25 protein-coding genes and 1 tRNA gene are annotated in these 25877 nt (G+C 72.4%); 12 read left to right on the top strand and 14 right to left on the bottom strand.

Features of this window, described 5'->3' with window-relative positions; genetic code table 11:
• Nucleotides 1-53: 53 nt before the first annotated feature.
• Genes ASE27_RS03455 through ASE27_RS03445 form a run of 3 tightly spaced genes read right to left on the bottom strand, consistent with a single transcriptional unit; the run spans nt 54 to nt 2888 of the window.
• Nucleotides 54-1460: a cystathionine beta-synthase gene (locus ASE27_RS03455; RefSeq protein WP_056645807.1), complete on the bottom strand. Its 1407-nt coding sequence runs from the start codon at nt 1458-1460 to the stop codon at nt 54-56.
• A 7-nt stretch (nt 1461-1467) separates the two neighbouring features.
• Nucleotides 1468-1959: a hypothetical protein gene (locus ASE27_RS03450; protein WP_157257357.1), complete on the bottom strand. Its 492-nt coding sequence runs from the start codon at nt 1957-1959 to the stop codon at nt 1468-1470.
• A 59-nt stretch (nt 1960-2018) separates the two neighbouring features.
• Entirely contained in the window at nt 2019-2888 is an 870-nt protein-coding gene (locus ASE27_RS03445; RefSeq protein ID WP_056645800.1) for a Bax inhibitor-1/YccA family protein, read from the bottom strand.
• 286 nt (nt 2889-3174) lie between these two features.
• Between ASE27_RS03445 and ASE27_RS03440 the strand changes: the two genes are divergently transcribed.
• The 5 genes from ASE27_RS03440 to ASE27_RS03420 all read left to right on the top strand — a co-directional run bounded on the left by ASE27_RS03440 (nt 3175) and on the right by ASE27_RS03420 (nt 8670).
• Complete coding sequence (locus ASE27_RS03440; protein ID WP_056645797.1) at nt 3175-4149, top strand: ABC transporter ATP-binding protein; 975 nt, start codon at nt 3175-3177, stop codon at nt 4147-4149.
• Nucleotides 4146-5030, top strand: a complete 885-nt coding sequence (locus tag ASE27_RS03435) for an ABC transporter permease subunit (protein ID WP_056645794.1) — start codon at nt 4146-4148, stop codon at nt 5028-5030. Before ASE27_RS03440 ends, ASE27_RS03435 begins: the two co-directional genes overlap by 4 nt.
• Nucleotides 5031-5095: 65 nt before the next feature.
• Nucleotides 5096-6538, top strand: a complete 1443-nt coding sequence (locus tag ASE27_RS03430; RefSeq protein WP_056645792.1) for a sensor histidine kinase — start codon at nt 5096-5098, stop codon at nt 6536-6538.
• A 104-nt stretch (nt 6539-6642) separates the two neighbouring features.
• On the top strand, nt 6643-7287 hold the full coding sequence (locus ASE27_RS03425) for a response regulator transcription factor (protein WP_197486996.1): 645 nt from the start codon (nt 6643-6645) through the stop codon (nt 7285-7287).
• Between the two features lie 105 nt (nt 7288-7392).
• Nucleotides 7393-8670 (top strand): S9 family peptidase, encoded by a 1278-nt coding sequence (locus ASE27_RS03420; RefSeq protein WP_056645788.1) that lies wholly within the window; start codon nt 7393-7395, stop codon nt 8668-8670.
• A gap of 95 nt (nt 8671-8765) precedes the next feature.
• On the opposite strand, the gene ASE27_RS03415 is transcribed toward ASE27_RS03420, so the two are convergent.
• On the bottom strand, nt 8766-11969 hold the full coding sequence (locus ASE27_RS03415) for an efflux RND transporter permease subunit (protein WP_056645785.1): 3204 nt from the start codon (nt 11967-11969) through the stop codon (nt 8766-8768).
• 166 nt (nt 11970-12135) lie between these two features.
• Between ASE27_RS03415 and ASE27_RS20110 the strand changes: the two genes are divergently transcribed.
• Nucleotides 12136-12636 carry a MarR family winged helix-turn-helix transcriptional regulator gene (locus ASE27_RS20110; RefSeq protein ID WP_056645783.1) on the top strand — a complete coding sequence of 167 codons (501 nt, stop codon included), beginning with the start codon at nt 12136-12138 and terminating at the stop codon, nt 12634-12636.
• Nucleotides 12637-12712: 76 nt separating this feature from the next.
• Here the strand turns inward: ASE27_RS20110 and ASE27_RS03405 are convergent, their stop codons facing one another.
• The gene (locus tag ASE27_RS03405; protein WP_056645780.1) at nt 12713-13948 is read right to left on the bottom strand and encodes an MFS transporter; all 1236 of its coding nucleotides are present in this window, start codon (nt 13946-13948) and stop codon (nt 12713-12715) included.
• 97 nt (nt 13949-14045) lie between these two features.
• On the opposite strand from ASE27_RS03405, the gene ASE27_RS03400 reads away from it, so the two are divergent.
• The 5 genes from ASE27_RS03400 (at nt 14046) to ASE27_RS03380 (ending at nt 16948) form a co-directional block, all read left to right on the top strand.
• Nucleotides 14046-14600: a MarR family winged helix-turn-helix transcriptional regulator gene (locus tag ASE27_RS03400; RefSeq protein ID WP_082608449.1), complete on the top strand. Its 555-nt coding sequence runs from the start codon at nt 14046-14048 to the stop codon at nt 14598-14600.
• Nucleotides 14601-14736: 136 nt separating this feature from the next.
• Nucleotides 14737-15375 carry a transcriptional regulator gene (locus ASE27_RS03395; RefSeq protein WP_056645772.1) on the top strand — a complete coding sequence of 213 codons (639 nt, stop codon included), beginning with the start codon at nt 14737-14739 and terminating at the stop codon, nt 15373-15375.
• Complete coding sequence (locus ASE27_RS03390) at nt 15372-15599, top strand: hypothetical protein (RefSeq protein WP_056645769.1); 228 nt, start codon at nt 15372-15374, stop codon at nt 15597-15599. The genes ASE27_RS03395 and ASE27_RS03390 overlap by 4 nt, the downstream gene beginning before the upstream one ends.
• Nucleotides 15600-15707: 108 nt before the next feature.
• The gene (locus ASE27_RS03385; protein ID WP_056645766.1) at nt 15708-16343 is read left to right on the top strand and encodes a ClpP family protease; all 636 of its coding nucleotides are present in this window, start codon (nt 15708-15710) and stop codon (nt 16341-16343) included.
• Complete coding sequence (locus ASE27_RS03380) at nt 16343-16948, top strand: ATP-dependent Clp protease proteolytic subunit (RefSeq protein ID WP_056645763.1); 606 nt, start codon at nt 16343-16345, stop codon at nt 16946-16948. Before ASE27_RS03385 ends, ASE27_RS03380 begins: the two co-directional genes overlap by 1 nt.
• A gap of 102 nt (nt 16949-17050) precedes the next feature.
• Here ASE27_RS03380 and ASE27_RS03375 read toward each other — a convergent pair whose 3' ends face one another.
• Entirely contained in the window at nt 17051-17815 is a 765-nt protein-coding gene (locus tag ASE27_RS03375) for a DUF6882 domain-containing protein (RefSeq protein ID WP_056645762.1), read from the bottom strand.
• 178 nt (nt 17816-17993) lie between these two features.
• Nucleotides 17994-18419: a helix-turn-helix domain-containing protein gene (locus ASE27_RS21115; protein ID WP_082608448.1), complete on the bottom strand. Its 426-nt coding sequence runs from the start codon at nt 18417-18419 to the stop codon at nt 17994-17996.
• A 156-nt stretch (nt 18420-18575) separates the two neighbouring features.
• Here ASE27_RS21115 and ASE27_RS03365 point away from each other — a divergent pair, with 156 nt between their 5' ends.
• Nucleotides 18576-18971, top strand: a complete 396-nt coding sequence (locus tag ASE27_RS03365) for a glyoxalase/bleomycin resistance/extradiol dioxygenase family protein (RefSeq protein ID WP_056645757.1) — start codon at nt 18576-18578, stop codon at nt 18969-18971.
• A 501-nt stretch (nt 18972-19472) separates the two neighbouring features.
• Here the strand turns inward: ASE27_RS03365 and ASE27_RS03355 are convergent.
• From ASE27_RS03355 to ASE27_RS03325, 7 genes are all read right to left on the bottom strand, one after another.
• Nucleotides 19473-19546: transfer RNA gene (locus tag ASE27_RS03355), tRNA-Leu, on the bottom strand.
• A gap of 63 nt (nt 19547-19609) precedes the next feature.
• On the bottom strand, nt 19610-20464 hold the full coding sequence (locus ASE27_RS03350) for an oxygenase MpaB family protein (RefSeq protein ID WP_056645752.1): 855 nt from the start codon (nt 20462-20464) through the stop codon (nt 19610-19612).
• A 173-nt stretch (nt 20465-20637) separates the two neighbouring features.
• Nucleotides 20638-22182 (bottom strand): NAD(P)/FAD-dependent oxidoreductase, encoded by a 1545-nt coding sequence (locus ASE27_RS03345; protein ID WP_082608447.1) that lies wholly within the window; start codon nt 22180-22182, stop codon nt 20638-20640.
• A gap of 202 nt (nt 22183-22384) precedes the next feature.
• Nucleotides 22385-23791 (bottom strand): hypothetical protein, encoded by a 1407-nt coding sequence (locus tag ASE27_RS03340; RefSeq protein WP_056645749.1) that lies wholly within the window; start codon nt 23789-23791, stop codon nt 22385-22387.
• Nucleotides 23791-24123, bottom strand: a complete 333-nt coding sequence (locus tag ASE27_RS03335; protein ID WP_056645746.1) for a PadR family transcriptional regulator — start codon at nt 24121-24123, stop codon at nt 23791-23793. Before ASE27_RS03335 ends, ASE27_RS03340 begins: the two co-directional genes overlap by 1 nt.
• Before the next feature lie 181 nt (nt 24124-24304).
• Entirely contained in the window at nt 24305-25258 is a 954-nt protein-coding gene (locus ASE27_RS03330; protein ID WP_056645743.1) for a Ppx/GppA phosphatase family protein, read from the bottom strand.
• Nucleotides 25259-25326: 68 nt separating this feature from the next.
• Nucleotides 25327-25845 (bottom strand): DUF501 domain-containing protein, encoded by a 519-nt coding sequence (locus tag ASE27_RS03325; RefSeq protein ID WP_056646653.1) that lies wholly within the window; start codon nt 25843-25845, stop codon nt 25327-25329.
• Nucleotides 25846-25877 lie beyond the last annotated feature (32 nt).

The following is a 25877-nucleotide window of genomic DNA, read 5'->3' as shown; positions in this document are numbered from 1 at the left end:
GCGGTCGGGGCCGGCGAGAACCAGAGGTCCCGCCGGCCCCGACCGCCGGAGGCTCAGTGCGCCAGGAAACCCAGCAGGTCGTGGCGCGTGAGCACCCCGACCGGGTCGCCGTCGTCGATCACGAGCAGCGCGTCGGCGTCGTGCAGCGCCGAGCGGATCGCCGCGACGCCCTCGCCCGCCCCGATGAGCGGGAACCGCGCCTCCATGTGCTTGTCCACCCGGTCGGCGAGCGACGCCTTGCCCGAGAACACCGCATCGAGCAGGGCCCGCTCGCTCACGGCCCCCGCCACCTCGCCGATCTTGACGGGCGGCTCGGCCCCGACGACGGGCATCTGCGAGACGCCGTACTCACGCAGGATCTCGATCGCGTCGCGCACGGTCTCGCCCGGGTGGGTGTGGACCAGGTCCGGCAGCTGCCCGCTCTTGGAGCGCAGCATGTCGCCCGCGGTCACGCCCTCCTCGGCGTCGAGGAACCCGTAGGACCGCATCCAGGAGTCGTTGAAGATCTTGGACAGGTAGCCGCGCCCGCCGTCGGGCAGGATCACGACGACCACGGCGCGTGCCGCCGCCTCGGGGTCCTCGTCCTCGAGCCGCTGCGCCAGCCGCAGCGCCGCGACCACGGCCATGCCGCACGAGCCGCCCACGAGCAGGCCCTCCTCGCGCGCGAGCCGGCGCGTCATCTCGAACGAGTCGGCGTCGCTCACGGCGATGATCTCGTCGGGCACGGTCGGGTCGTACGCGGCGGGCCAGAAGTCCTCGCCCACGCCCTCGACCAGGTAGGGACGACCGTCGCCGCCCGAGTAGACGGACCCGGCGGGGTCGGCCCCGACGACGTGCACCCGGCCACCGGCCTCGGCCTCCCGCGGGGCCGACACGTCCTTGAGGTACCGACCGGTCCCCGTGATGGTCCCGCCCGTCCCGACGCCCGCCACGAGGTGCGTGACGCGGCCGTCGGTGTCGGCCCAGATCTCCGGGCCCGTGCTCTCGTAGTGGGACGCGGGGCCGTTGGGGTTGGCGTACTGGTTGGGCTTCCAGGCCCCGGGGATCTCGGCGACGAGCCTGTCCGAGACCGAGTAGTAGGAGTCGGGGTGGTCGGGAGCCACGGCCGTGGGGGTCACGACGACGCGCGCCCCGTAGGCGGCCAGCACGTCACGCTTGTCCTGGCTCACCTTGTCGGGGCAGACGAACACGCAGTCGTACCCCTTGCGCTGCGCCACGAGCGCGAGCCCGACCCCGGTGTTCCCCGAGGTCGGCTCGACGATCGTGCCGCCGGGAGCGAGCTCGCCGGAGGCCTCGGCCGCCTCGATCATCTTGAGCGCGATGCGGTCCTTCACTGAGCCGCCGGGATTGAGGTACTCGACCTTGGCGAGGATCGTCGCGGAGAGGCCGTCGGTCACCGATCCGAGCCGGACCAGGGGTGTCCCGCCGACGAGGTCGGAGATGTGGTGTGCGAACTTCATGCACCGATCATGCGCTGCCGAGGGCCATCCCGCCCAGCACGGCACACAGGGCGACCGCGACCCCGAGGACCACGACGAGCAGAGGACGGTCCGCAGCGTCACGTGCGAAGTACCGCCCGACGGCGCCGCTCAGCCCTCCCGCCACCGCCAGGTACAGCACCGAGGCCAGGGCGACGCCGCTCGTCGCGGTGCCCGGGTTCCCGGTCGCGGCGCTCAGCAGCGAGCCGAGCACCATGAAGCTCCAGATCCCGACCCCGACGAAACCGAGCACGAAGAAGAGCGTGGTCGCCTTGCGGTCGTCCCACTCGCGCGAGATGCGGTGCCCGAGCCAGGCGACGACCGCACCGGCCGTGAGCATCACGAGCAGGATGACGACCGCGGCGACCGTGATCCACGCGACGGCGTTGGGGAGGCTGCGACCCACGAGGAGCCCGTAGGGCACCTGGAGGGCGAGCAGCGTGAAGGCTGCCAGCACGAGGCCGGCGGCAAAGACCGGCACCCGCGTCGGAACGGGTTCCGAAGCGGGTGCCGGGGACTTCTTCCGGGCGTCGGCCAAGGTCAGTCGTTGCCCTGCAGGATCGCGAACAGGCGCAGGAACTCGAGGTACAGCCAGATGAGCGTGACCATGAGGCCGAACGCTGCCGACCAGGCGAACTTGGCGGGGACGCCGGCCTCGACGCCGCGCTTGATCGAGTCGAAGTCGACGATGAGCGAGGCGGCCGCGAGGCCGACCGCGACGAGACCGACGATGATGCCGAGGCCGCCCGAGCGCATGCCCCAGCCGTCGAGGACGCCCGTCATCGTCAGCAGGAGGTTGACGAGCGAGAAGGCCAGGTAGCCGACCATCGCGATGATGAGCCAGCGCGTGAACTTGGGCGTGACGCGCACCTTGCCGGACTTGAAGAGGAAGAGGGCTGCGGCGAACGTCGTGACGGTCGCGAGGACCGCCTGGACCACGACGCCGTTCCACTGCGTGTTGTAGAACGCGCTGATCCCACCGAGGAACGCGCCCTGCGCGATCGTGTACGCCACGATGAGCGCGGGGCTCGGGCTCTTCTTGAACGCGTTGACCAGACCCAGGACCAGGCCGACGATCGCGCCGCCGATCCACAGGAACGGCATGGTGTCGACGAGCTGCCAGCTCGCGGCGCCCACGACGACGAGCAGAGCGAGCAGCCCACCGGTCTTGATGATGACGTCGTCGTACGTCAGGCGCTTGGTGTCCGCGGTCGTCGCGGTCGGCGCGTTGTACATGGCGTCGAGCGTCGCGGCGTCGGCGGTCTGGGCGCCGTAGCTGCCGTACTGGGCCTGCTGCGGGGGCGTGCCGTACGCGGGGTTCTGCTGGACGGTGCCCGCAGCCCCCTGGTTGGTGCGCGCGCGCTTGGGCTCGCCGAAGATGGCGCTGTTGTTGAAGACGGGGTTGCTCATGCTTCCTCCTGGTCGCGGCGTCCAGTGCCCTCTGGCGAGGCGGGTGTCGCTGGCCGTGTTTCCATCCTATGCAACGAGCGGGTTCGCGCCGGTGTTCCCGGGGGCTTCGTCCGACTTTTCCACCCGCTCGGGGCGCAGGATCGCTCCCCTGGTCGACGACGTCATCCTTGCGGCGTACGCGACCCGGTCGTGAAGATCGACCGTGCGGGGGCATCCCTGCCGACCTCCCGGTCCCTAGGCTGGAGGACGTACGAGCCACCACACGCAACCCACCCGAGGGGCGAGCATGATCGAAGCACGAGGCCTGACCAAGCGGTACGGGCCCAAGACAGCCGTCGACGGGATCTCCTTCACCGTCCAGCCCGGCCAGGTCACGGGCTTCCTGGGCCCGAACGGCGCCGGCAAGTCGACCACGATGCGCATGATCATGGGGCTCGACCGCCCGACGGCCGGTTCCGTGACCGTCAACGGTCAGCCCTACGCCGCGCACCGTTCGCCCCTGACCGAGGTCGGGGCCCTCCTCGACGCGAAGGCCGTGCACACGGGCCGCAGCGCCTACAACCACCTCCTCGCGATGGCGGCCACGCACAACATCCCGAAGACCCGCGTGCAGGAGGTCATCGAGATGACCGGCCTGCAGTCGGTCGCGAAGAAGCGCGTCGGCGGCTTCTCGCTCGGCATGGGCCAGCGCCTGGGCATCGCGTCCGCGCTGCTGGGCGACCCCAAGACGCTCATCCTCGACGAGCCGGTCAACGGCCTCGACCCCGAGGGCGTCCTGTGGGTCCGCAACCTGGCCCGCTACCTCGCGTCCGAGGGACGGACGGTCTTCCTGTCCAGCCACCTCATGAGCGAGGTCGCGCTGACCGCGGACCACATCATCGTGATCGGCAAGGGGCGCATCATCGCGAACGCGCCCGTCAAGGACATCGTCGACGGCGGCGCCCAGCACACGGTCCGCGTCCGCACCCCGCAGGCCACGCAGCTCGCCGAGCTGCTGACCCGCGACGGCGCGACGGTCACGTCAGACGAGCCCAGCCTGCTCCAGATCACGGGCGTCGAGGCGCCCGGCATCGGCGAGCTCGCCGCGGCGTCCGGCATCGTCCTGCACGAGCTCACGCCCGTGACCTCGACCCTCGAGGAGGCGTACATGCTCCTCACGGCCGACTCGGTCGAGTACCAGACCGAGTCCGCGACCCAGCACGTGGGCCACGGCGTCGACTCTCCGGCCGACGCCCCGATCTCCGAAGGAGCCAAGCGATGACCGCCGCCACCGTCTCCGCAGCACGCCCGACGGCGCAGCGCGCCTCGTCCGCCCGCCTCACCTTCGGCGGTGTCCTCAAGTCCGAGTGGATCAAGCTCTGGACCCTGCGCTCGACCGTGTGGACGCTCGCGATCACGGTCGTGGTCATGGTCGGGATCGCACTGATGTTCGCCGCGATCATCAACATCCCCGACGTCGAGACGAGCGGGGCCGACGGCGCGTCGATGTCCGACTTCTTCCCCTCGGCGACGATCGTGACGATCGGCTACTCGGTCGGACAGCTCGCCATCGCGGTGCTCGGAGTGCTCGCGATCACCGGCGAGTACTCCACGGGCATGATCCGCTCGACGTTCTCCGCCGTCCCGCGCCGCCTGCCGGCGTTCTTCGCCAAGCTGGCCGTGCTCTTCGTGACGAGCTTCGTCGTCACGCTCCTCGGCGTCGGCCTCTCGGCTCTCGTCACGGCCCCGCTGCTGTCGAACCAGGGCATGGCCCTGGACCTCGGGTCGAGCGACAACGTGCGCATCCTCGTCGGCGCGGCGCTCTACGTGGCGACCATCTCGGCCCTCTCGCTCGGCATCGGCGCGCTGCTCCGGAGCACGGCCGGGGCGATCTTCACGGTCGTCGGCCTGCTCATGGTGGTCCCGCAGATCCTGTCGATCGTCGCGATGGCCACGGGCAACAAGGTCGTGGAGAACATCTACAAGTTCCTCCCCGGGGTGGCCGGGGAGCGACTGCTCGCCACGGGCGGGTCGATCGACCCCATGACCGGAGCCTCCGCCTCGGGCGCGCTCGAACCGTGGGTCGGCTACGGCGTCCTCGTCGGCTGGACCGTCCTGGTCCTGGTCGTCGCCGCGGTGCTGCTCAAGCGTCGGGACGCCTGACCATCTCCCGCGCCGCGCACAGCCCGGCGCCGGACCACGAGACCCGTGGTCCGGCGTCGGGCGCCGTGCGTCCCGGGGCACCCGGCGTCCCCGGTGCCGGCAAGGCACCCAAGCCCTCCACCCGGCCGCGGTCGGGCAGCATCGCGGTCTTCACCGAGCTCGACGCGCGCAAGCTCGGGCCGGTCCGCCGGTACTTCGTGCGTCACCCGGTCGTCATGGACTGGTTCGTCGCGGCCTGGTTCACCGTCCCCGGCCTGCTGACGACCCTGCTGCCGCCCGAGCACGCACGCTACGGCGTCGCGGCCGCGACGCTCGCGGGCGGCGCGGTGCTGCTGTGGCGCCGCCGCAACCCGCTCCTGACCGCCGCGGTCATCGGGGTCCTCGCGGTCCTCACGATCGCCCTCAGCGGCGACTCTGCGGGCTTCGAGCTCGCGGTCGCGTTCGCGATCTACGCGGTCGCGACGACGTACCGCCCCGCCGTGGCGTGGAGCGTGCTGGGCGCGCTGGTCCTGACCGTGTGTGCCGCGGAGATGATCTGGTACGACTTCGCGGTGAGCGAGTCCGGGGCCATCGTGCGAGCCGAGGTGGGCAGCGGCGAGGTCACGGGAGCCCGGGTCGCGGCCGTCGCGATCACACTCACGTTCGCGCTGCTGGGCATCGCGATCGGGTCGAGCGTGCGCGGGCGACGTCAGCACGTCGCGGACCTCGTGGGACGCGCCAACGCGATCGCACGCGACCGCGACCAGCAGGCCCAGCTCGCGGCCGCGGCCGAGCGCGCGAGGATCTCGCGCGAGATGCACGACGTCGTCGCGCACAGCCTGACCGTCATGGTCGCGCTCGCCGACGGTGCCAAGGCCCTGGGCGCCAAGGACCCCGAGCTCGCGGGCCAGGCGCTCGACGAGCTGACAGAGACGGGCCGGGCCGCGCTCGCCGACATGCGCCGGGTCCTGGGCGTCCTGCGCGACCCCGACGGCTCGGTCGCCCCGCTCACCCCGACCGCCGACGTCCCGACCATGGAGGACATCGCCGAACGGTTCCGGCACGCGGGCCTGCCCGTGCGGCTCGTGCGGGTCGGCGTCCAGCCGGACCCCGACCCGGGCCTGCGCCAGGCCGCGCACCGGATCGTGCAGGAGTCGCTGACCAACGTCCTGCGCTACGCGCCCCTGACGCCCATGGTCGTGGTGGAGATCGCCCGGCGTGACGCGGGCGCACCCGACGGTGGAGACTGGCTCGAGATCACGGTCACCAACAAGGCGGGCCGCGCACCGGGCGGGACGGCCCGGGACGGCGCGGACGCCCGCCCGCTGCCCGCGGGCATCGCGGGCGACCAACCCATCGGCACAGGAAGAGGGATCATCGGGATGCGCGAACGTGCGGCCGTCTACGGGGGGACGGTCACGGCCGGTCCCACGGGCTCGGGCTGGGAGGTCGTGGCGCGGCTGCGCCTCGACCGCACGGGGAGCGACCAGGCGTCCCGGCCCGACGGCGGCACGGGGATCGCGCTGTGAGCCTCCCGCCCGCGGAGCGTCCGGGTGGTGCCGAGGGCACCGTGCCGCACGACGCCGCACACCCGGTCCGGGTCCTGCTCGTCGACGACCAGTCGCTGCTGCGCATGGGCTTCCGCATGATCCTGGCCGCCGAGGACGACATCGAGGTGGTCGGCGAGGCGAGCGACGGCGAGACCGCGTTCGCCCAGGCCACGGCCCTGCGCCCCGACGTGATCCTCATGGACGTACGCATGCCCGGTGTCAACGGGATCGACGCGACCGAGCGGATCGTCGCCGAGCTCCCCGCGAGCCGGGTCATCATCCTCACGACGTTCGACCTCGACGAGTACGCGTTCGCGGCGCTGCGCGTGGGTGCGAGCGGGTTCCTCCTCAAGGACGCCCGGCCCGCCGAGCTGGTCGGCGCGATCCGCAACGTCGCGAGCGGCGACGCCGCCGTCTCGCCGCGGGTCACGCGCCGGATGCTCGAGATGTTCGCGGGCTACCTGCCCGAGGACGCGCACGCCCAGGGGGCTGCCGGCCCGGGGCACGGTGTCGACGACCCGCGCCTGCGGGAGCTGACCGCACGCGAGCTCGAGGTCTTCGCCGCGCTGGGCGAGGGACTGTCGAACGCCGAGATCGCGGCGCGCTTCGTGGTCTCCGAGGCCACGGTCAAGACCCACGTCGGGCGGGTGCTGGGCAAGCTCGGTCTGCGCGACCGCGTCCAGGCCGTGGTCCTGGCGTACGAGACGGGCGTGGCGCGCCCGAGCTGAGCGACGCCGTCGGGCCGGGTGGTGGGCCGGTGGGATCGGGAGGATCGTCGGAAGGGGCCCGACGCCCGTCGGCTCCGTCCCTGCACGTCGCGGAAGAGGATCGCCATGCCAGCCCACCACGACCCGTTCGACGCCGGGTTCTCCGGCGACCACGACCGCGACTACGAGATCCGGACCGTCCTCGGCGGCGCCTCGAGCGGGGCCGCCGACGTGGGCGAGGTGCTCGCTGCCGTCGCGCACGTGCGCGACAAGGACCACCGGGGGTGGTTCGACGCGTGGCACGATCTCGGCGACCGGGTCGCCGGGATCGCCACGGACGCGGCGGCCGCGGGGCACGACGCGAGCGCCGCCGCCGCGTTCCTGCGGGCGTCGGCGTACTACGCGGTCGCGGTCGACGCGGTGGCCGCGCTCGAGGACGACAGCCTGCTCCTGCCCACGTTCCGCAAGCATCGCGACGCGTGGGACCGGTGGGTCGGGACGAGCGGGCTCGTCGTCGAGCGCGTCGACGTCCCGTACGAGGGCACGACGCTGCCCGGGTACTTCTTCAGCGCGTCCGACGCCGCGTCCACCGCAGCGATCGCCGCCGACCCGGGGCGGGTCCCCCCGCGCTCGCTGCTCGTCGCGGTCAACGGGTCCGACGGCTCGCTGACCTCGATGTGGACGGCGTGCGTGGCGGGCGCGCTGCGCCGCGGGTACCACGCCTTCGTGTTCGACGGACCAGGTCAGCAGTCGATGCTGTTCGAGCACCAGGTGCCGTTCCGCCACGACTTCGAGGCGGTCCTGACCCCCGTGCTCGACGCGCTCGTGGACCGCCACGACGTCGATGCCGCACGGATCGCGGTCTACGGGTCGAGCCAGGGGGGCTACTGGGTGCCGCGCGCGCTGGCGTTCGAGCACCGTCCTGCTGCGGCCGTCGTCGATCCCGGGGTCGTCCAGGTCGCGGCCTCCTGGACCCGGACGATGCCGAAGACGCTCCTCAAGCTCCTCGATGAGGGCAAGGACCACGCGTTCGACCGGGACATGGACATGGGCCTGCGCCTGTCGAAGGCCACTGCGGCCACCTGGCGGTTCCGCTCCCGCCCCTACGGGGTCGAGGGGTACGCCGCCACGCTCCGCGAGGTCCAGAAGTACGACCTGCGGGACGTCGCCGCACGCATCACCACTCCCCTGCTCGTCACGGCCCCCGAGGGCGAGCAGTTCTGGCCGGGCCAGTCCGACGAGCTCGTGCGGCTCGCGCCCGACGTCGCGACGCTCGTGCGGTTCACCGCGGCCGAGGGCGCGAACCTGCACTGTCAGCCCCTCGCACGGGCCCTGACCGAGCAGCGGGTCTTCGACTGGCTCGACGAGGCGCTCGCGCCCGTGCTCGTGGCCACCGACGACTGAGGACAGACCGAGGCCCGCCCGTCCTTCCGGACGGGCGGGCCTGGGAGTGCTGGGCCCGCGCGCGGCGGGCCCGCGGGCAGTTGCCCCGGGGGGGGTCAGACCGCGGGCTCGGCCTCCGGCTTCGCCGTGCTCCTGTCGACGAGCTCCGCGGCCTCGGCCTCACGCTTCGCGGCGCGCCGGGCCGCGCGCTTCTCGCCCGCACGCTCGGCGATCGTGTAGAGCACGGGCACCACGACGAGCGTGAGCAGCGTCGACGTCAGGAGCCCACCGATCACGACGAGCGCGAGCGGCTGCGAGATGAACGAGCCGCCGCCCGTGATGCCGATCGCCATGGGCGTGAGCGCGAAGATCGTCGCCGCGGCCGTCATGACGATGGGGCGCAGTCGCTGGCGCGAGCCCTCGAGCACGGCCTCGTCCAGCCCGCGGCCCTGCTCGCGGTACTGGTTGATGAGGTCGATGAGGACGATCGCGTTCGAGACCACGATCCCCACCAGCATGAGCATGCCGATGAGCGCGGGCACCCCGAGCGGTGTGCCCGTGGCGAGCAGCAGGAGCAGCGCACCCGTCGCGGCGAAGGGGATCGACACGAGCAGGATGAACGGCTGCAGGAGGCTGCGGAAGGTCGCGACCATGACGAGGTAGACGATCGCGATCGCGACCAGCAGCGCGAGGCCCAGGTCGGCGAACGCGTCGGCCTGCTGGGTCGCGACGCCGCCGAGCTCGACGGTCGCCCCGCCCGGCAGGTCGAGGTCCTCGATCGCGGCCGTGAGGGCCGTGGTCAGCGTGCCGAGGTCCTGGCCGGCGGGCGTGACCGCGATGGTCGCGCTGCGCTCGCCGTTGACCCGCGAGATCGAGGTGGGCACCTCGACCTCGTCGATGCTCGCGATCTGGGTGAGCGGGACGGCGCCCGCGGCCGTGGGCACCACGAGCGCCTCGAGCTCGTCGACCGTGCCAGGAGCCTGCCCGACGGCGACGCGCACCTGCACGGGCCCGTCACCGAGGTTCACGGTGCCCACGGGCGAGGGCGACATGAGGCTCGCGACGGTCCCGGCGACCTGCGTCTCGGTGAGCCCGACGGCGGCCGCGGCGTCCCGGTCGACGGTCACCTGGATCGTGGACTGGGCGCTCGCGAGGTTGTTGGTGACCTCGGAGGCCCCCTCGGTGTCCTCGGCGACCTGCTGGACCTGGTCCGCCGCGGCGGCCAGCGTCTCGGTGTCGGGGGCGCGCACCACGAGGTCGACGGTCGAGCTGCCGAACGCGGCGTCCGCACCGGCGACCGTGATGCCCTCGGAGTCCTCGCCGCCCAGGTCCGCGACCGCGTCGCGGACCTCCTGCTGCGCCTCGACGCCGTCGGCGTCGGCCGCGAGGGTCAGGGAGAACGTGGCCTGCGGCGACCCGCCGCCGCCGAAGAACGCGGCCTCGGGGCCGCCCGCGGTGCCGACCGTCGTCTGGACGGTGTCCACCGAGTCGAGGTCCATGAGCGCCTGCTCGACCTCGCGGGCCGCAGCGTCCTGGGTCTCGAGCGACGTGCCCGGGGCGAAGGACTCGGTGACCGTGAGGGTGTCCTGGCCGGAGTCGCCCAGGAAGTTCGTCTCGAGGCGCGGCACGAGCGCGACCGTGCCCGCGAGGACCGCGACCGCGACGGTCAGCGTGATGGCGGGGTGGCGCAGTGCGGCGTTGAGCGTCGGCAGGTACCCGCGCTGCCACAGCCCGCGGCGCTCCTTGAGCTCGGCCGCCTCGCGCGCCTGCTCGGCGACGACCCGGGCCTGCTCGGGGTCGGCCGGGACCGCGGGGGCCTTGATGAACCAGTAGGCCAGGACGGGGACGATCGTCAGGGCGACGAGCAGCGACGCGGTCATGGCGATCGCGACCGTCATGGCGAACGGACGGAACAGCTCGCCGACCATGCCGCCGACCAGCGCGATGGGCAGGAAGACCGCGACGGTGCAGACGGTCGAGGCCGTGATCGCGCCACCGACCTCCTTGACCGCGGTGAGGATCGCGGTGGTCTTCTTCTCGCCGTAGGACAGGTGCCTCTTGATGTTCTCGATCACGACGATCGAGTCGTCGACCACGCGCCCGATCGCGACCGTCATGGCCCCGAGGGTCAGGATGTTCAGGGTGTACCCGGTCGCGTTCATGACGATGAACGTGACGAACAGGGACAGCGGGATCGAGACGGCCGAGACCAGGGTCGAGCGCAGGGACGTGAGGAACAGCAGGATCACGACGACCGCGAACACCAGGCCGAGCAGGCCCTCGGTCGCGAGGCCCTCGATGGACTCCTCGATGAACGGGGCCTGGTCGAACACGACCTCGACGCGCACGTCGCTCGCCTCGAGGGCACCGTCCATGTCGTCGATCGCGGTCTGGATCGCGTGCGAGACCTCGACCGTGTTGCCGGCCGGGGTCTTGGTGATCGCCACGGCGAGCGCAGGCTCGCCGTCGAGGCGCGAGTAGGAGGTCGCGGGCTGGGGGCCCACCGTCACGGTCGCGACGTCGCCCAGGGTCACGGGAGCGCTCGGGCCGGCAGGCGCCGTCGGGCCTGCTGCCGAGGGAGAGACGACCAGGGGCAGGTTGATCAGGTCGTCGGCGCTCGTGATGGCCGAGCCGACCTGGACGGACAGGGTGCGGTCGCCCGCGGCGACCGTCCCGGCCGGGACGACCACGCCGTTGTCCTGGAGGATCGTGGTGACCTGGGCCGGGCTCAGGCCCGCTGCGGCGAGGGCCGCGACGTCGAGGTCGATCGTGACCTGCTGGTCGGCGACGCCGCTGACCGCGACGCTGCGCACGTCCGCGACCTCCTCGAGGGCGGGGACCACGACACCGTTGACCGTCTCCGCGAGCGCGGCCTCGTCGGCCCCGCCCGAGACGGCGAGCTGGATCACGGGGAGGTCGTCGACCGAGCCGGTCACGACGGTCGGGTCCACCTCGGCGGGCAGCTGGCTGCTCACGCGCGTGACCGCCGTCTGGAGCTGCTGGGCCGCGAGGTCCATGTCGGTGCCGTACGTGAACTGCACGGTCGTCACGGACATGCCGGTCGAGGAGCTGGACGTGACGTCCTCGACGCCGTCGACACCCCGCGCAGCGGTCTCGAGGGGAGTCGTGACCTGCTGCTCGACGATCGCGGGGGCGGACCCGGGGTACACGGCGACGACGGCGGCGGTGGGGATCTGCAGGCTCGGGATGAGCTCCTGCTTGAGCGATCCCATGCTGACGACGCCGAACACGGCTATCGCGATCGTGGCGAGCGCGACGACGGCGCGGTTCGCCAGCGACGTTCGGGCGAGACGGAACACGGGGCCTCCAGGGCACGGTGGATTGTCACGACGTCGTCGTCGCGGGGTCGTTAGCCTAACGCTAAGCAATTCCGAGAAGTTCCCGCGTCCCAGCAGCCGGGAAACCGCAGGTCACGAGGCCTCGCAGGGCCAGGACGCGCGTGGTGCCTCCGCTAGAGTCTGCCGCGTGACCCCGTCCCCCGACCCCCACCGCGCCCGGCTCGAGCACGAGCTCGTCGAGGCGCAGAGCACCCTGCAGGAGCTCGTGCTCGCACGGCGTCTCGAGCCGCTCATGCGCACGCACCTGACCGCCCAGCAGATGCGCGCGCTGGGGATCCTGCTCATCGACGGCGAGCGCAGCACGACCCACCTCGGCGAGGTCCTGGGCGTGAGCCCGGCGACGATCTCCGGGATCGTCGACCGGCTCGAGGCCGCGGGCATGGCGTCCCGGCGCCCCGACCCCGAGGACGGACGCGTCCGCCTCGTCGCCGCGACCGAGCGCGGGGCCGAGGCCGTGCGCAGCATCGTCGCCAACGACGGGCCCGCCGGGCCCGAGACCCTCGCACGGCTCACGATCGCCGAGCTCGAGGGCCTCCAGGCCGGGCTCGCCGGGCTGCTGCGCGTCGTGCGCGAGGACGGCGCGCACGAGCACGAGGCCCCCGGCTCCTCCGGCCCGGGCGAGGCGTAGGCGAGGGGCGAGCGGCGCCGTCGGGCATCGCGGACGGGAGCTCCCGCCCGGCCCGACGGCGCCGCTCGCCACCCGCTCAGATCTCGCCGAGCGCTTCCTCGGGCGTCCCCTCGACGGCCCGGGCCCGGCGGTTCCAGCGCGACCACAGGACCGACTCCCCCAGCTCGCCCGCCATCTGGTGAGCCGTCGCGAGGAACGCGACGACCCCGACGAGGAGCACGCCCGCGCCGACCCAGTACGGGACCGTGAGGCCGACCGGGTGGAGCAGGCCCGCGATCACGGGCGCCGGCGCGGCGAAGCCCCACCGGACCAGGTTGAAGGCGCCCGTGGTCACACGGCGGTCGGGGCTCCCGAGCGCGAGCGAGAGGTCGGTCAGGTTCGCGTTGGCGATGCCCATGAACACGCCCGCGACCACCAGGACGACGACCGACCAGGCCGTGCCGAGGTCGAGCGCGAGGGCCACGGTGGCCAGGAGCACGCCACCGACCGCGATCCCCATGGTCTGGACCGCGCCGACCGCGTGCGCGAGCCGATGGCCGACGACCAGGATGCCGAACGCGAGCCCGATGCCCCACGCCGTGAAGACGAGGCCGAGCGGGATGACGTCGAGCCCCAGGAACACGGGCGTGTAGCCCAGGATGATGAAGAACACGAAGTTGTAGGCCGCGGTCACGATGCACAGCGCCCGGAAGCCGGGCTTGCGGAAGAGCGCGAAGACCTGCCCCACGTGGAGAGGCGCGGGCTTCTCGGCCGGGTCCTTGAGGCGCGTGATCGACAGCGCGAGCGCGACGATCATGAACAGGCCGCACGCGAGGAACGGGATGCGCCAGCTGAACTGGCCCAGCAGCCCGCCGATGAGCGGGCCCACCGCGAAGCCCAGGCCCACGCACGTCTCGAACAGGCCCACGACCCACTCGCGGTCGTTGGCCAAGGAGACGAGCAGGACCATCGCGGTCGCGAAGAACATCGCGTTGCCCAGGCCCCACAGCCCGCGCAGCGCGGCGAGCTGGCCGATGCTCTGCGAGAGGGCCGCGAGGATCGCCGCGACCGCGACCAGGCTCACGCCCGCGCCGAGGACCTTCTTGTAGCCGAACCTGCCCGTCGCCAGGACGGCCGGGATCATGCCGATCGCCATGACGGCGATGTACGCGGTGAAGAGCAGCTCGATCTGCCAGGTGGTCGCGCCGATCTCCTGGCCGATGATCGGCAGGATCGGGTCGACCACGGCGATACCGGCGATCGCGAAGAAGGCCGTGAGGGCGGTCGCGTAGATCGCGGTCTTGTTGGGCTCGTTCCTGGTGGTTCTGGACACACGTCCCCCGGGGTCTGGTGGGTGCTGGTGCGCGGGCCGCTGGGGCTCCGCCGGGATTTACCTGCATCATGCAGATAACTACCTGTAGAATACACCCATGACAGTTGCTCGGGGTAACAGTTCTGCGGATCGCCTCGCCGACGGCAGCACCGGGGCGCCCGATCCGGCCGCGCGCGAGGTGCTCTCGACCATCGAGCTCGAGCTCGCCCAGCTCCTGCGGCGCGCCGAACGGACCACAGCCGCGGGACGGGCCAAGTCGGCACGGGCCGGCGGGCCGCCGAGCGGCACCCTGGACAGGTCGGCCTACCTCCTGCTCCACGACCTTCTCGTCGACGGAGCCCAGAACGTCAACACCCTCGCCGACCACCTGGGCCTCGACGCCTCGACCGTGACCCGGCAGGTCGTCGCGATGGAGAAGGCCGGCCTCGCCCGCCGCACGCGCGACCCCGCGGACGGGCGCGCCGTCCTGGTCGAGGCCACGCCGCAGGGCATCGACGAGCTGGCCCGGCACCGCGAGATGCGCACCGAGCTCTACGCCGCGGTCCTGGCCGACTGGTCACGCCTCGACCGGGCACTCCTGGGCGAGCTGCTCGAACGGCTCAACGACGACCTGGACGCCTACAAGCGCGGCGGACGCAGGGGTGGGGACTGAGGACCTCCTGCCTGCATGGCGTGGCACAACGCCCCGTACCCCGCGGACCACGGCGCCACGCCGCCACCACTGGTTCCAAAGAACTTGTTGCAAAGAAACTCTTGCAAAGAGATCTTTGCATCGCTACGGTGGTGTCATGCCCACGAACCACGAACCCGAGCAGGCACCCGAGCCCCGCACTCAGCGGCCCGTCGGCCCTGACGCGCTCAAGGCGCTGTCGCACCCGTTGCGGATCCAGATCCTCGATCTCCTGGGTCACCACAGCGCACTGACGGCGAGCGGTCTGGCCGAGCTGCTCGGCGAGTCGAGCGGCGCCACGAGCTACCACCTGCGCCAGCTCGAGCGTCACGGGTTCGTCCAGGAGGTCCCGGGCCGTGGCACCGCCCGCGAGCGCTGGTGGGAGCGAGCGCCCGGCGGGTTCACCATCGAGCTGCCCGACGACGAGGCCGCGGCCGGCGACGGCAACCACGGCGCCGTCGTCGCGACGCTGGCGGTCAACCGCGAGTTCGAGGCCATGCGTCAGCGCAAGATCATGGACTTCCTCGACAACGCCCGCACCCTCGACCGCGCGTGGCTCGACTCGGGCGCGACGCTCGCCACGATCAACATGTGGCTCACCAAGGAGCAGCTCGCCGAGGTGCAGGCCGAGTGGCAGCGCTTCAGCGACACGGTCCTCGACCGGTTCGCCGGTCAGCAGGACACCCCCGGGGCCCGCCCCGTCCAGGTCCACTTCAACGCGTTCCCCCTGATCAACGGCAAGGAGAACCCCTCATGAGCGCCTACGCACCGACCCACGCCGACCTCCGTTCACCGTCCCTGCGCGCGCTGCGCCCGAGCGACCGGTTCCTCGTCGTGACGGGCGCCCGGCTCACGACCTGGGGCGAGCGCCGCGCAGCCTCGCACGCGCTGCGGCTCGCCCGCCGCACCGGGCTCGACGCCGCCGCGGACGACCGGGCACAGCTCGCCGCTCGTCTGCACGAGGGCCGCTCGATGGTCTGACCGGGTCCCGCGGTGCGTCGTCGCACCGCGGATCCCGTCTGCCGTCGGCAGATCCGCCCCCGGCAGATACCCCGACCTCGCTCTCCTCCCCCGCGAGATGGTCGAGGCATGACGAACCAGCCACCGCTCCTGCGGACCGAGGCGGCCCCGCCGCCCAGCTCCCCCTTCGACGACCAGCTCGCGTCGCGCCTGCTGCACCAGCGCATCGTGGTCCTCGGCACGGCCGTCGACGACGCCGTCGCGAACCGCGTGTGCGCGCAGATCCTCCTGCTCTCGGCCGAGGACCCGCGCGCCGACATCGCGCTCTACATCAACTCGCCCGGCGGCTCGGTGAGCGCGGGGCTCGCGATCTACGACACCATCCAGCTCGTCCCCAACGACGTCAGCACGCTCGCCATGGGCTTCGCCGCGAGCATGGGCCAGTTCCTGCTGTGCACGGGCACCGCGGGCAAGCGCTACTCGCTCCCCCACGCGCGCATCATGATGCACCAGCCGTCCGCCGGGATCGGGGGGACGGCCGTGGACATCGCGATCCAGGCCGAGAACCTCGAGTACACCAAGGGACTCATGCACCGGCTCACGGCCGAGCACACGGGCCAGACCACCGAGACCGTCACGGCCGACAGCGACCGCGACCGCTGGTTCACGGCCGAGCAGGCCCTCGCCTACGGCATGGTCGACCACGTCGTCACGTCGGTCGACGACGTCCGCCCCACCGCCCACTCCCGGAAGGTCGGCCTCTGATGTCCACCTACACGATCCCGACGGTCGTCGAGCGCACCCCGCTCGGCGAGCGCGCGTTCGACGTCTTCAGCCGCCTCCTCTCGGAGCGCATCATCTTCCTCGGAACAGAGATCGACGACGGCGTCGCCAACGTCGTCATGGCCCAGCTCCTGCACCTCGAGTCGGACGCCCCCGACCAGGAGATCGGGCTCTACATCAACTCCCCCGGCGGGTCGATCACGGCGCTCATGGCCATCTACGACACCCTGCAGTTCATCCGCTCGGACGTCTCGACGATCTGCATGGGTCAGGCCGCGTCGGCCGCCGCGGTGCTGCTCGCCGCGGGGACGCCCGGCAAGCGGTTCGTGCTCGAGCACTCGCGGGTCCTGCTGCACCAGCCCTCGGGCGGCGCCGAGGGCACCATCTCCGACCTGACGCTCCAGGCCCAGGAGATCCTGCGCCTGCGCGCGGAGACCGAGCTCGTCCTGGCGCGGCACACGGGCCAGACCGTCGAGCGGCTGCGGGCCGACACCGACCGTGACCGCATCTTCACGGCCCACCAGGCCGTGGAGTACGGGCTCGCCGACGCCGTGGTGACCTCGCGCAAGCTGCCGGTCGCGGCCTAGGTGCGTGGCGCCGTCGGGCACGGTGGTCCCCCTGCCCGACGGCGTCGCTCACCTCCCGCGCCCGGGTCGCCCGCGCGGTGAGCCGGGCGGGCGGAGGGAAGGCTACTTCTTGCGGCCGAACCAACCGCGGCGCTCGGGCCGCTCGGGCGGCGGCGCCAGCGCGGGCTCCGGCGCCGGGGGGGCCGTGAGCGTCGCGGACAGGTTCGTCAGGCGACCGTGACCGTCGAACGCGACCGTCACCTCGCCGTCGGACGCCCCGACGACGGCCGTCTGCTCGTCGAGCCACCGGATGTCGAGGCCGCGCAGGACCGCGTACGCGCGCACTGCGCGGCGGTGGTCGGCGACCGTCGTGCTGCCGATCCCCTCCGGGATCACGCGCAGGACCCGCGGGACCGAGGCCGGTGGGAGCTCGAACCGCGGGTGGGTCAGCAGGAACCATGCGCACGTCCCGCCGCCCGTGGGGGCCGCGAAGTGCGTGAAGTGGCCCGTGACGGCCTTGGCCGCGAGCGCGAGCCGGTACGGGACCGCGTCGGTCAGGAGGATCTCGGCCGTGCTCAGCTCGAAGATCCCTCCCGAGACCCCGCGCTGGTGGACGTGCTCGGCCGCGGCCACGACGCCCTCGGGGAAGTTGTTGACGTTGTGCCAGCCCCACAACCAGCTCTGCGTCCCCGGGGCCGCGGTGCCCAGGAAGTGCGCCCCGCACACCAGCGGGATCTCGCTGTGGAACGTGAGCGTGCCCGCCTGGAGGTCGGCGTCCCACGCCGACTCGCCACCCAGCTCGGCGAAGTGCGCCTGGTGCTCGGTCGAGAGGATCACGGCTCGGTCGACGAGGTCCTGGAGGGTCGGGGCCGGGTTCGTCTGCGACATCCGTTCAGCACACCACCGACCGGACGCGGGCGCGCGGCGAAACGGACAGATCGCCGCGCGGGAGGGGGCGATTCACCCTCGGCGGAATCGGTGGCTCGCCGGAGCGCGCGGCCCGCGGGCGAGGGGACGAGGCGGACCCGGCCGGGGACGGCGCGGTGGACGGGGTGAGCCGGGGCGATCAGGCCGCGAGCAGGAGGACCGTCGTCGTGGACACGCTCTGGCGTGACGACGCCGTCCTGGCGGGAGCCGGACCCAGCGCGTGGAGGTCGCGCGCGGCACGCGGCCGCGAGGTGAGGCTGCGGCGCTCGACACCCGCGCGGCGGTTCGCCTCGGCGTCGAACTCGTCCTGGCTGCGCGCCAGCAGGTCGACCACGCGCAGGCCGAGCGCGCGGCAGATCGCGGCGAGCACCTCCGAGGACGCCTCCTTGCGGCCGCGCTCGACCTCCGAGAGGTACGCGGTCGAGACCTGCGCCGCGAGGGCGACGTCGAGCAGCGTGCGCGCCTGCTCGGTGCGCTCGGCCCGCAGGATCCCGCCCACGACGTGGCGCAGCAACGGTTCGGCGGTCCGGCGCTCGAAGAGCACCACCTGGCCTGCGGCTGCCATCGCGTGCTCCTTCGTCGCGGGACGTGCGGCGCTGTTGCGCCGCTTCCCTCAACCTAGCGCCGCCCCTCGGCCCGGACGCCCGCAGGAGAGGCTCGTCTGCTGCTGGCGTAACGTGGGAACGACTCCGAGGAGACCTTCGCGAGAGGCGGCCCACCGATGTTCCGCACGCTCTTCCCCATCCTCACCACGACCGACCTCGACCGGGCGCTCGTCTTCTACCGCGACCTCCTGCGCGGCACCGTGACGTACCAGTTCCCCGCCGACGGCCCACCCGTCTACGTCTCGGTCGCCGTGGGCGACGCGTCGCTGGGGATCGGGGTCGACCGTGAGAGCGCCGACGTCGGGCACGCTCACCTGTGGGTCACGGTCGACGACTGCGACCAGGCCGTGTCGCACCTGGCCGCGGCCGGCGTCGTCGTGGTCTCGCCGCCCGAGGACCAGCCGTGGGGCGAACGCGTCGCCCGGGTGCTGGACCCTGACGGCAACCAGGTGTCGCTCGGCCAGGAGGCCGCCGAGGACCCGGAGCCGGACGGGCCGACGGGGTTGTCGTAGGCCCTCGCCCGTGGGGCCGTGGGGCCGTGGCACCGTCATCGCTCGACCCGCCACCGGCGGTCGGGCGGCACGGTCCACCATCCGCGCGCAGGCGGCTCGACGACGAAGGCGCCGCTTGCCAGGATCCTGGCATCGAGGGACGCGAGCAAGAGCCGGAGCTCGCGGGCAGGGCCTCGTGGCATGGCATGGGCGGCGCGCTCGAGGTCGATGCGTCCTTGGTAGACGTCGGGGCTGCATGCGCAACAGACCGACGGCCACCTCCTCTGGCGCGCGACCGTCTCCAGGAGGGTGAGGTCGGCGTACAACGCCTTGGGCCAGAAACGGCGAGGGTCCAGCCGTGCGATGGCTGAGTGGACCGAGCCGGACAAGCGGCCGTCCTTCTTCAGGCGAGCGGATCGCCGAGGCATGGTTCGATGCGCTCGAACCTGCGATGGGGGCCTACGCGGCACAGCCCTTCGGGGGGATGTTCATGGGGAGGATCCTGCCATACGAACTCCGAAGTGCCCCCACTGGGACTCGAACCCAGACTGCGCCGATTTTAAGTCGGATGCCTCTGCCGATTGGGCTATGGGGGCCCGGGTGAGGATATCCCGGCGACGGCCAGGGGCGCCGCACGGCCCCTCCGGCGCGCCCCTGCGCTACGACCCCGCGAGCGCCCAGCGGATCGCCTTCGTGACCGTCCGGCCACCGGCGCGGACGAGCACCGACTCGCCCCGCATCGGCCACCGCACCGGGATCATGCGTCGTGACCACGGGGGCAACGACGCGACCGAGGCCGCTCCCAGCGCCGCATACGGGCCCCGGGCGAGGAACGGGAGAGGCGGCTCGGACAGCAGGAAGCGAGCGACGTCGTCGGACTCGGTGGTCCTGGCGAGCTGTGGGCGGAACTCCTCGAAGGCCCGCGCCAGCTCGGCGCGCGAGCGCGGCGGGTCCACGGCCCCGAGCCGGTCCGCGATCGTCGCGGCCTGGGCCAGGTACTCGTCGCAGCCCGCGGCGTCGAGGGGACGCTCTCCGTAGCGCTGGTGCGCGGCGAGGAAGCTGTCGGCCTCGGCCACGTGGACCCAACGCAGCAGCCAGGGGTCGTCGGCCGCGTACGGGCGCCCGTCAGAAGCTATGCCGCGCACGCGGACGTGCACCGAGCGGACCACGTCGATCGCCTGCTGCGCGTGCTCGACCGTCCCGAAGGTCGTGACCGCGAGGAAGGTGCTCGTGCGGGCCAGGCGCCCCCACGGGTCGCCCCGGTACCCCGAGTGCGCCGCGACAGCGGCCATCGCGAGCGGGTGCAACGACTGGAGCAGCAGGGCCCGCAGCCCGCCCACGAACATCGACGCGTCGCCGTGGACGCGCGCGATCGCGGAGTCCGGTCCGAACCAGCGCGGGCCCGGGGTGTCGTGGATCCGGGACCGTTCGGCCGGGCCGTCCGGCCCCGCGACACGCTCGAACAGGGCACGGCCCGCCCGGGACCGCAGGTCGTCGACCACGCGAGTGCTCACCCGTCCATTGTGCGCGCCGCCGCGCACGGCAGGGGATCCCGCGGCCACAGGTACACGGGTGGGGCACGCGCCCCGGCCGAGGCCGCCCCGGGAATCAGCCGGTCCAGCCCGGGAACGCCGAGAGGGCGGCCCCTTCCGGGACCGCCCTCTGGACGTACTGACGTACGGGTGGCTCAGGCCTTGGTCGCGGCCTTCTTGGTCGCCTTCTTGGCGGGACCGTGGTCCGCCTCGGTGGGAGCAGCCGCGGAGGACTTCGCCTCGCCGCCGCCCGACTCGGCCTCGGCGGCCGACGACACGGCCTCCTGCTTGACGGGCTCGCCCGCAGCCTTGGGCGGCACGGACGCCTGGCGGAACTCCGCGCGCGGGTCGTGCAGCGAACCGAGCGAGACGAGCTCGCGGCCCATGAGGAACTGGCCCATCCAGCCGATCGCGATGCGGATCTTGCGGTTGCCCGTGGGCATCGCCATCACGTGGTAGCTGCGGTGCATGGCCCAGGCCAGGAAGCCCTTGAGCTTGAAGATGCCGAACAGCTCCGCGACACCCTTGTACAGGCCGAGCGAGGCGACCGTACCGACGCTCTTGTGCTTGTACTCGACGGGCTCGTCGCTGTGCAGCACCGCGACCAGGTTGTCAGCGAGGCGCGTGGCCTCACGGATCGCGTGCTGAGCGTTCGGCGGGCAGAACTTGCCGGGGTTCAGCAGGTCCGGGACGGCGGCGCAGTCGCCCGCGGCCCAGGCGTCGGGGATGACGTTGCCGTCCTCGTCCGCGACCTGGAGCGTCGGGAGCACGATCACGCGGCCGAGCTTGTCGACCGGCAGGTCCGAGCTCTCCTTGAGGACCGGGTTCGCCTTGACGCCCGCGGTCCACACGATCGTGTCGGTGTCGAACTCGACGCCCGTCGAGGTGACGACGTGACCGTCGACGCACGACGACAGGAACGTGTTGAGGTGGAACTCGATGCCACGCTTCTTGAGCTCTTCGAGCGCGTAGAGGCCCATGGGCTCGGAGACCTCGGGCAGGATGCGTCCCGAGCCCTCGATCATCACGAAGCGCAGGTCCTCGGGGTTGATCGTCGGGTAGTTGCGGGTCGCGTAGCGCGCCATGTCCTCGATCTCGGCGATCGCCTCCATGCCGGCGAAGCCGCCGCCGATGAAGGCGAACGTGAGCATGCGCTTGCGCATGTCCTGGTCCCAGGTGGACGACGCGACGTCCATCCGGTTGATGACGTGGTTGCGGACCGCGATGGCCTCTTCGACGTTCTTGAAGCCGATCGCGTTCTCCGCGAGGCCCGGGATGGGCAGCGTGCGCGAGACCGAGCCGAGGCCGACGATCAGGTGGTCGTAGGAGACCGAGTAGTCGTCGCCCTCCTCCGGGTGGATCGTGATGTTGCGCCCGGCGTGGTCGATCTCGACGACCTTGCCCTGGAGCACGTCGACGCCCTTGAGCGCACGGCGGTGGGGCGCGACGACGTCGCGCGCGTCGATCGACCCGGCGGCGGCCTCCGGCAGGAAGGGCGCGTACGTCATGTACGGGCGCGGGTCGACGACGACGATGGCCGCCTCGCGCTTGCCGAGCTTCTTGCGGAGGCGGCGGGCCGAGTACAGACCGACAGAGCCGCCACCCAGGACGATGATGCGAGGGACCTTGCGGGGACGCGGCGACGCAGCGCTGTCCGCGTTCTGGGCAGGGGTGACCGAGGTCAGGTCATTCTGAGGCATGAAACCAGAGTATTACCGTCTTCAACTTCTTGGTGAACTTCTGTCCGATCCGTGGGCGTGACAACCTTCACAAGCGGCCGGGTTGCGCGTCGTTTGGGGGCGGTACGGCCGTTTTGGCGAGGGTTGCGAGGTGGTGAAGATCGAGGTTCGCCAGGCGACCGACGGGGGTCACCCGACGAACCTCAGGTCGAGGACCGTGGGATCAGCCGCCCGACGACGCAGCTCCCGTCGAGGCCTCGAGCACCGGGCGGGCGGTGGCCGGGGAGGGCGCGCCCTGACCCCGTCCCGACGGCGTCGTGGTCCCCTCGACCGACTGGTCGGCCGGGGTCTCGCCGCCGGCCGGAGCCTCCGGCGAGGCCGGGGCGTCGGGGGCCGACGGGTCGGGCGCAGCGTCAGGCGACGCGCCAGGGGTGGTCGCCTGTCCGCTGCCGCCCGTCGACGGCACCAGGAGCGGCTGCGCCTGCAGGAAGGGCGACGGCATGGACCGCGGCTGCTCGCCCTCGAGCGGCACCGGCCGCTCGGAGCCGTCCCACTCGACCGCGTCATCCGGCAGCCCGCGCAACGGGTACACGTTCCAGCGCTCGCGACCGTCGGTCGAGAACGACGGCTGGAAGTACCACCCCTGCTCGAAGTCGGGAAGGGTCCAGGCCTGCGTGGTGCCCTCGCCCGTGATGGTCCGCACGGGGCGCCCCTGGTCGTCGAAGATCTGCACGTCGTGGAGGGCCTGTCCGCTCGCGTCGTAGACGAACAGGTTGCTGACCTGCGAGCCGTCGACGAACACGCCGCCGTTCCCGCTCCCTGTGCGGACCTGGCTCATCCCCTCGCGCTGAGCCGCCTCGTAGCCGATCTCGTAGCCGTAGGAGTACGACCCGTCATCGTCAGAACCGCCCCGGCCGGTGAGCACGTTGCTCGCGCCGAAGGCCGCGCCCAGGAGGAGGGGCACAGCCACCACGACCGCGACGACGTTCACGACCTTGCGCAGGGTGTGCACCGCGCGCCAGCGCAGCCACCGGCCCCTCCCCCACTGCACGCTCACGACGATCGCCGCCAGCAGGAGCAGGCGCCAGAAGGGCACACGCGGCACCAGGCCGAAGCCGGTCGAGAAGCCGAACCAGGCATGGAGCACGAGAACGACGACCCACGCCCGCAGCACCCACCACACGGGCCGGAGCACCACAGCGAACTCCCTGAACGCGGCCCACTGCGAGGTGGACGTCACCGGAGCCCACAGGGACTTCCAGCCGGACTCGAAGATCCCTCCGAGCACGAGCAGGCGTCCGCGCACCCCGATCCGCGGGCGGGGCCCCGGTGCTGCGGGATCCAGGCCGGCCGCCGACCGGAGCTCGGCCGCGTACTCGGCGGCCGGACCGAAGCGTGCGGTGACGTCGAGGAACGAGGTCGCTCCGCCGTCGGGCACCTCGCTCCCCGCAGGGACGGGCCGCAGCGCACCCGGCATGTCGGCGAGCGCCTCCGCGAGGTCCGCCTCGAGGCCGTCGGTGAGGTCGTCGACCTGCTCGGGCGACAGGTCCACGAGGTGCGCGCGGACGTCTGCGGCGTAGCGGTGGACCTGGTCGAGGATCACGGCCTCAGGGCTCATGGTCGTGGACATCACGCGGCTCCTTCCGAGGTCCCGAGGAGGCCGGTCAGCGTGCCGGAGAACTCCTGCCACTCCTTGCGCTGGGTGTCGAGCATGGCCCGCCCCTGCGCGTTGATGCCGTAGTACTTGCGGTGCGGGCCCTCGTCGGACGGGACCACGTAGCTCGTGAGCATCCCGCCCGAGTACAGGCGGCGCAGCGTGCCGTAGACCGAGGCGTCGCCCACCTCGACGAGCCCCGCGGCCCGCAGGCGACGCACGACGTCGTACCCGTACCCGTCCTCGTCCGCGACGACGGCGAGGACCGCCGCGTCGAGGACGCCCTTCAACAGCTGTGTGGTGTCCACCCTGACTCCCTGCTCGACCGACTCCTGTGCGGCAGACACTACTACGCGAACCGCACTACCTGGCAGAGTGAACTACCGCGTGTCGCGCTCCTCATTGCACGCGCTCGCCAAGAAGTAGATGCCCCTGGATCACGCGATCCAGGGGCATCTGCTCACTTCTCGGCGGGAGACTCCGCGAACCTCACGCGATCGACAGCGCGATCCCGTCCAGGATGTCGTGCTCGCTCGTCACGACCGACGTGAGCTCGCCGCCCGCGGCCGCGACGTCGTCACGGACCCGGCGCACGACCTCTGCCCACACCAGCGCCCCCGCCCCGATCACGTCGATGCGACCCGGGTGCATGAAGCCCAGCGCCTCGCGCTCGGCGCGCGTGCGACCCAGCAGGTCCTCGCACGCGGTCAGCGTCTGCTCGACCGTCAGCACCGCGCCGTCGATCCGGTCGCGGTCGTAGCGCTCGAGGCCCAGCGCGTGCGCGGTCACGGTCGTCACCGAGCCCGCGAGCCCCACGAGCGTCGCGGCCTTGCCCAGCGGGACGGTCTGCGTCGCGACGTCGAGCGCGGCGCGCACGTCGGCCCGCGCCGCCGCGATCTCCTCGGCCGTCGGCGGGTCCGAGCGCAGGTGGCGCTCGGTCAGGCGCACGCACCCGACGTCCATGGACCACGCGGCCTCGGGCGCGTCGGTGCCGAGCACGATCTCGGTCGACCCTCCTCCGAGGTCCACGACCACGAACGGCCCCTCGTGGTGCGCCGCGACCACGCCGGTCGCCCCGCGGAACGACAGCTCGGCCTCCTCGTTCCCGGACACGACCTCGGGCTCGACGCCCAGGCGCGCGAGCACGCCCTCGACGAACTCGCCGCGGTTCTCCGCGTCGCGCGTGGCCGACGTCGCCACGAAGCGCGTGCGCGTCGCCCCGAGCTCATCGATCACGGCCGCGTACTCGGCCGCCTGGTCGAGCGTGCGGGCCAGCGCCTCGGGAGCCAGGCGTCCCGTGCGGTCGACGCCCTGACCGAGCCGCACGACCTCCATGCGGCGGTCGAGCTCGGTCAGGACGCCCGTCGTGGAGTCGACGTCGGCGACGAGGAGGCGGATCGAGTTGGTGCCGCAGTCGATCGCGGCGACACGAGAAGAAGTCATGGCATCAAGGGTGCCATCCCTCGCGCTACCGACGGGCGCTCGGCCCGCCCGTGGACCGGCTCAGGAGGTCAGCAGGTGCAGCGGTCCGCGCGCCACGAGCCGGAGATCATGACGAGCGCCTCGTCGCCGAGCGGGTTCACCCCGGGGCCGGCAGCGAGCGCGTGGCCCACGAGCACGTGCAGGCACTTGACGCGCACGGGCATGCCACCTGCGGAGATGCCCGCGATCTCCTCGACGTGGCCGAGCGACTCGCGCGCCGCGAGGTAGTGCTCGTGCGCGCGGGCGTAGGCCGCCGCGAGCTCCTCGTCGGCCGTGAGGCGCTCCGACATCTCCTTCATCACACTGTTCGCCTCGAGCGTCGAGGCTCCTGCGACCGCTCCCGGGCTCGTCAGGTAGTACGTCGTGGGGAAGGGCGTGCCGTCGGGCAGTCGCGGGGCGGTGTGCACCACGAGCGGGCGGCCGCACACGCAGCGCGCCGCGATGCCGACGACGCCGCGCGCCGGGCGCCCGAGCTGCTCCTGCAGGACCTCGAGGTCCTCCGGGGTCACCTCGGGGCGGGACCGGTCGGCCTGGGGGACGACGGGCACGGCGTCGGTGCCGTCGGTAGCGGCCGTGGACT

It is taken from the genome of Oerskovia sp. Root918 (assembly GCF_001428945.1).
GTDB lineage: Bacteria > Actinomycetota > Actinomycetes > Actinomycetales > Cellulomonadaceae > Oerskovia > Oerskovia enterophila.
Note: the sequence above shows the minus strand (reverse complement) of the source record. Positions and strands in the feature narration are given on the sequence as shown.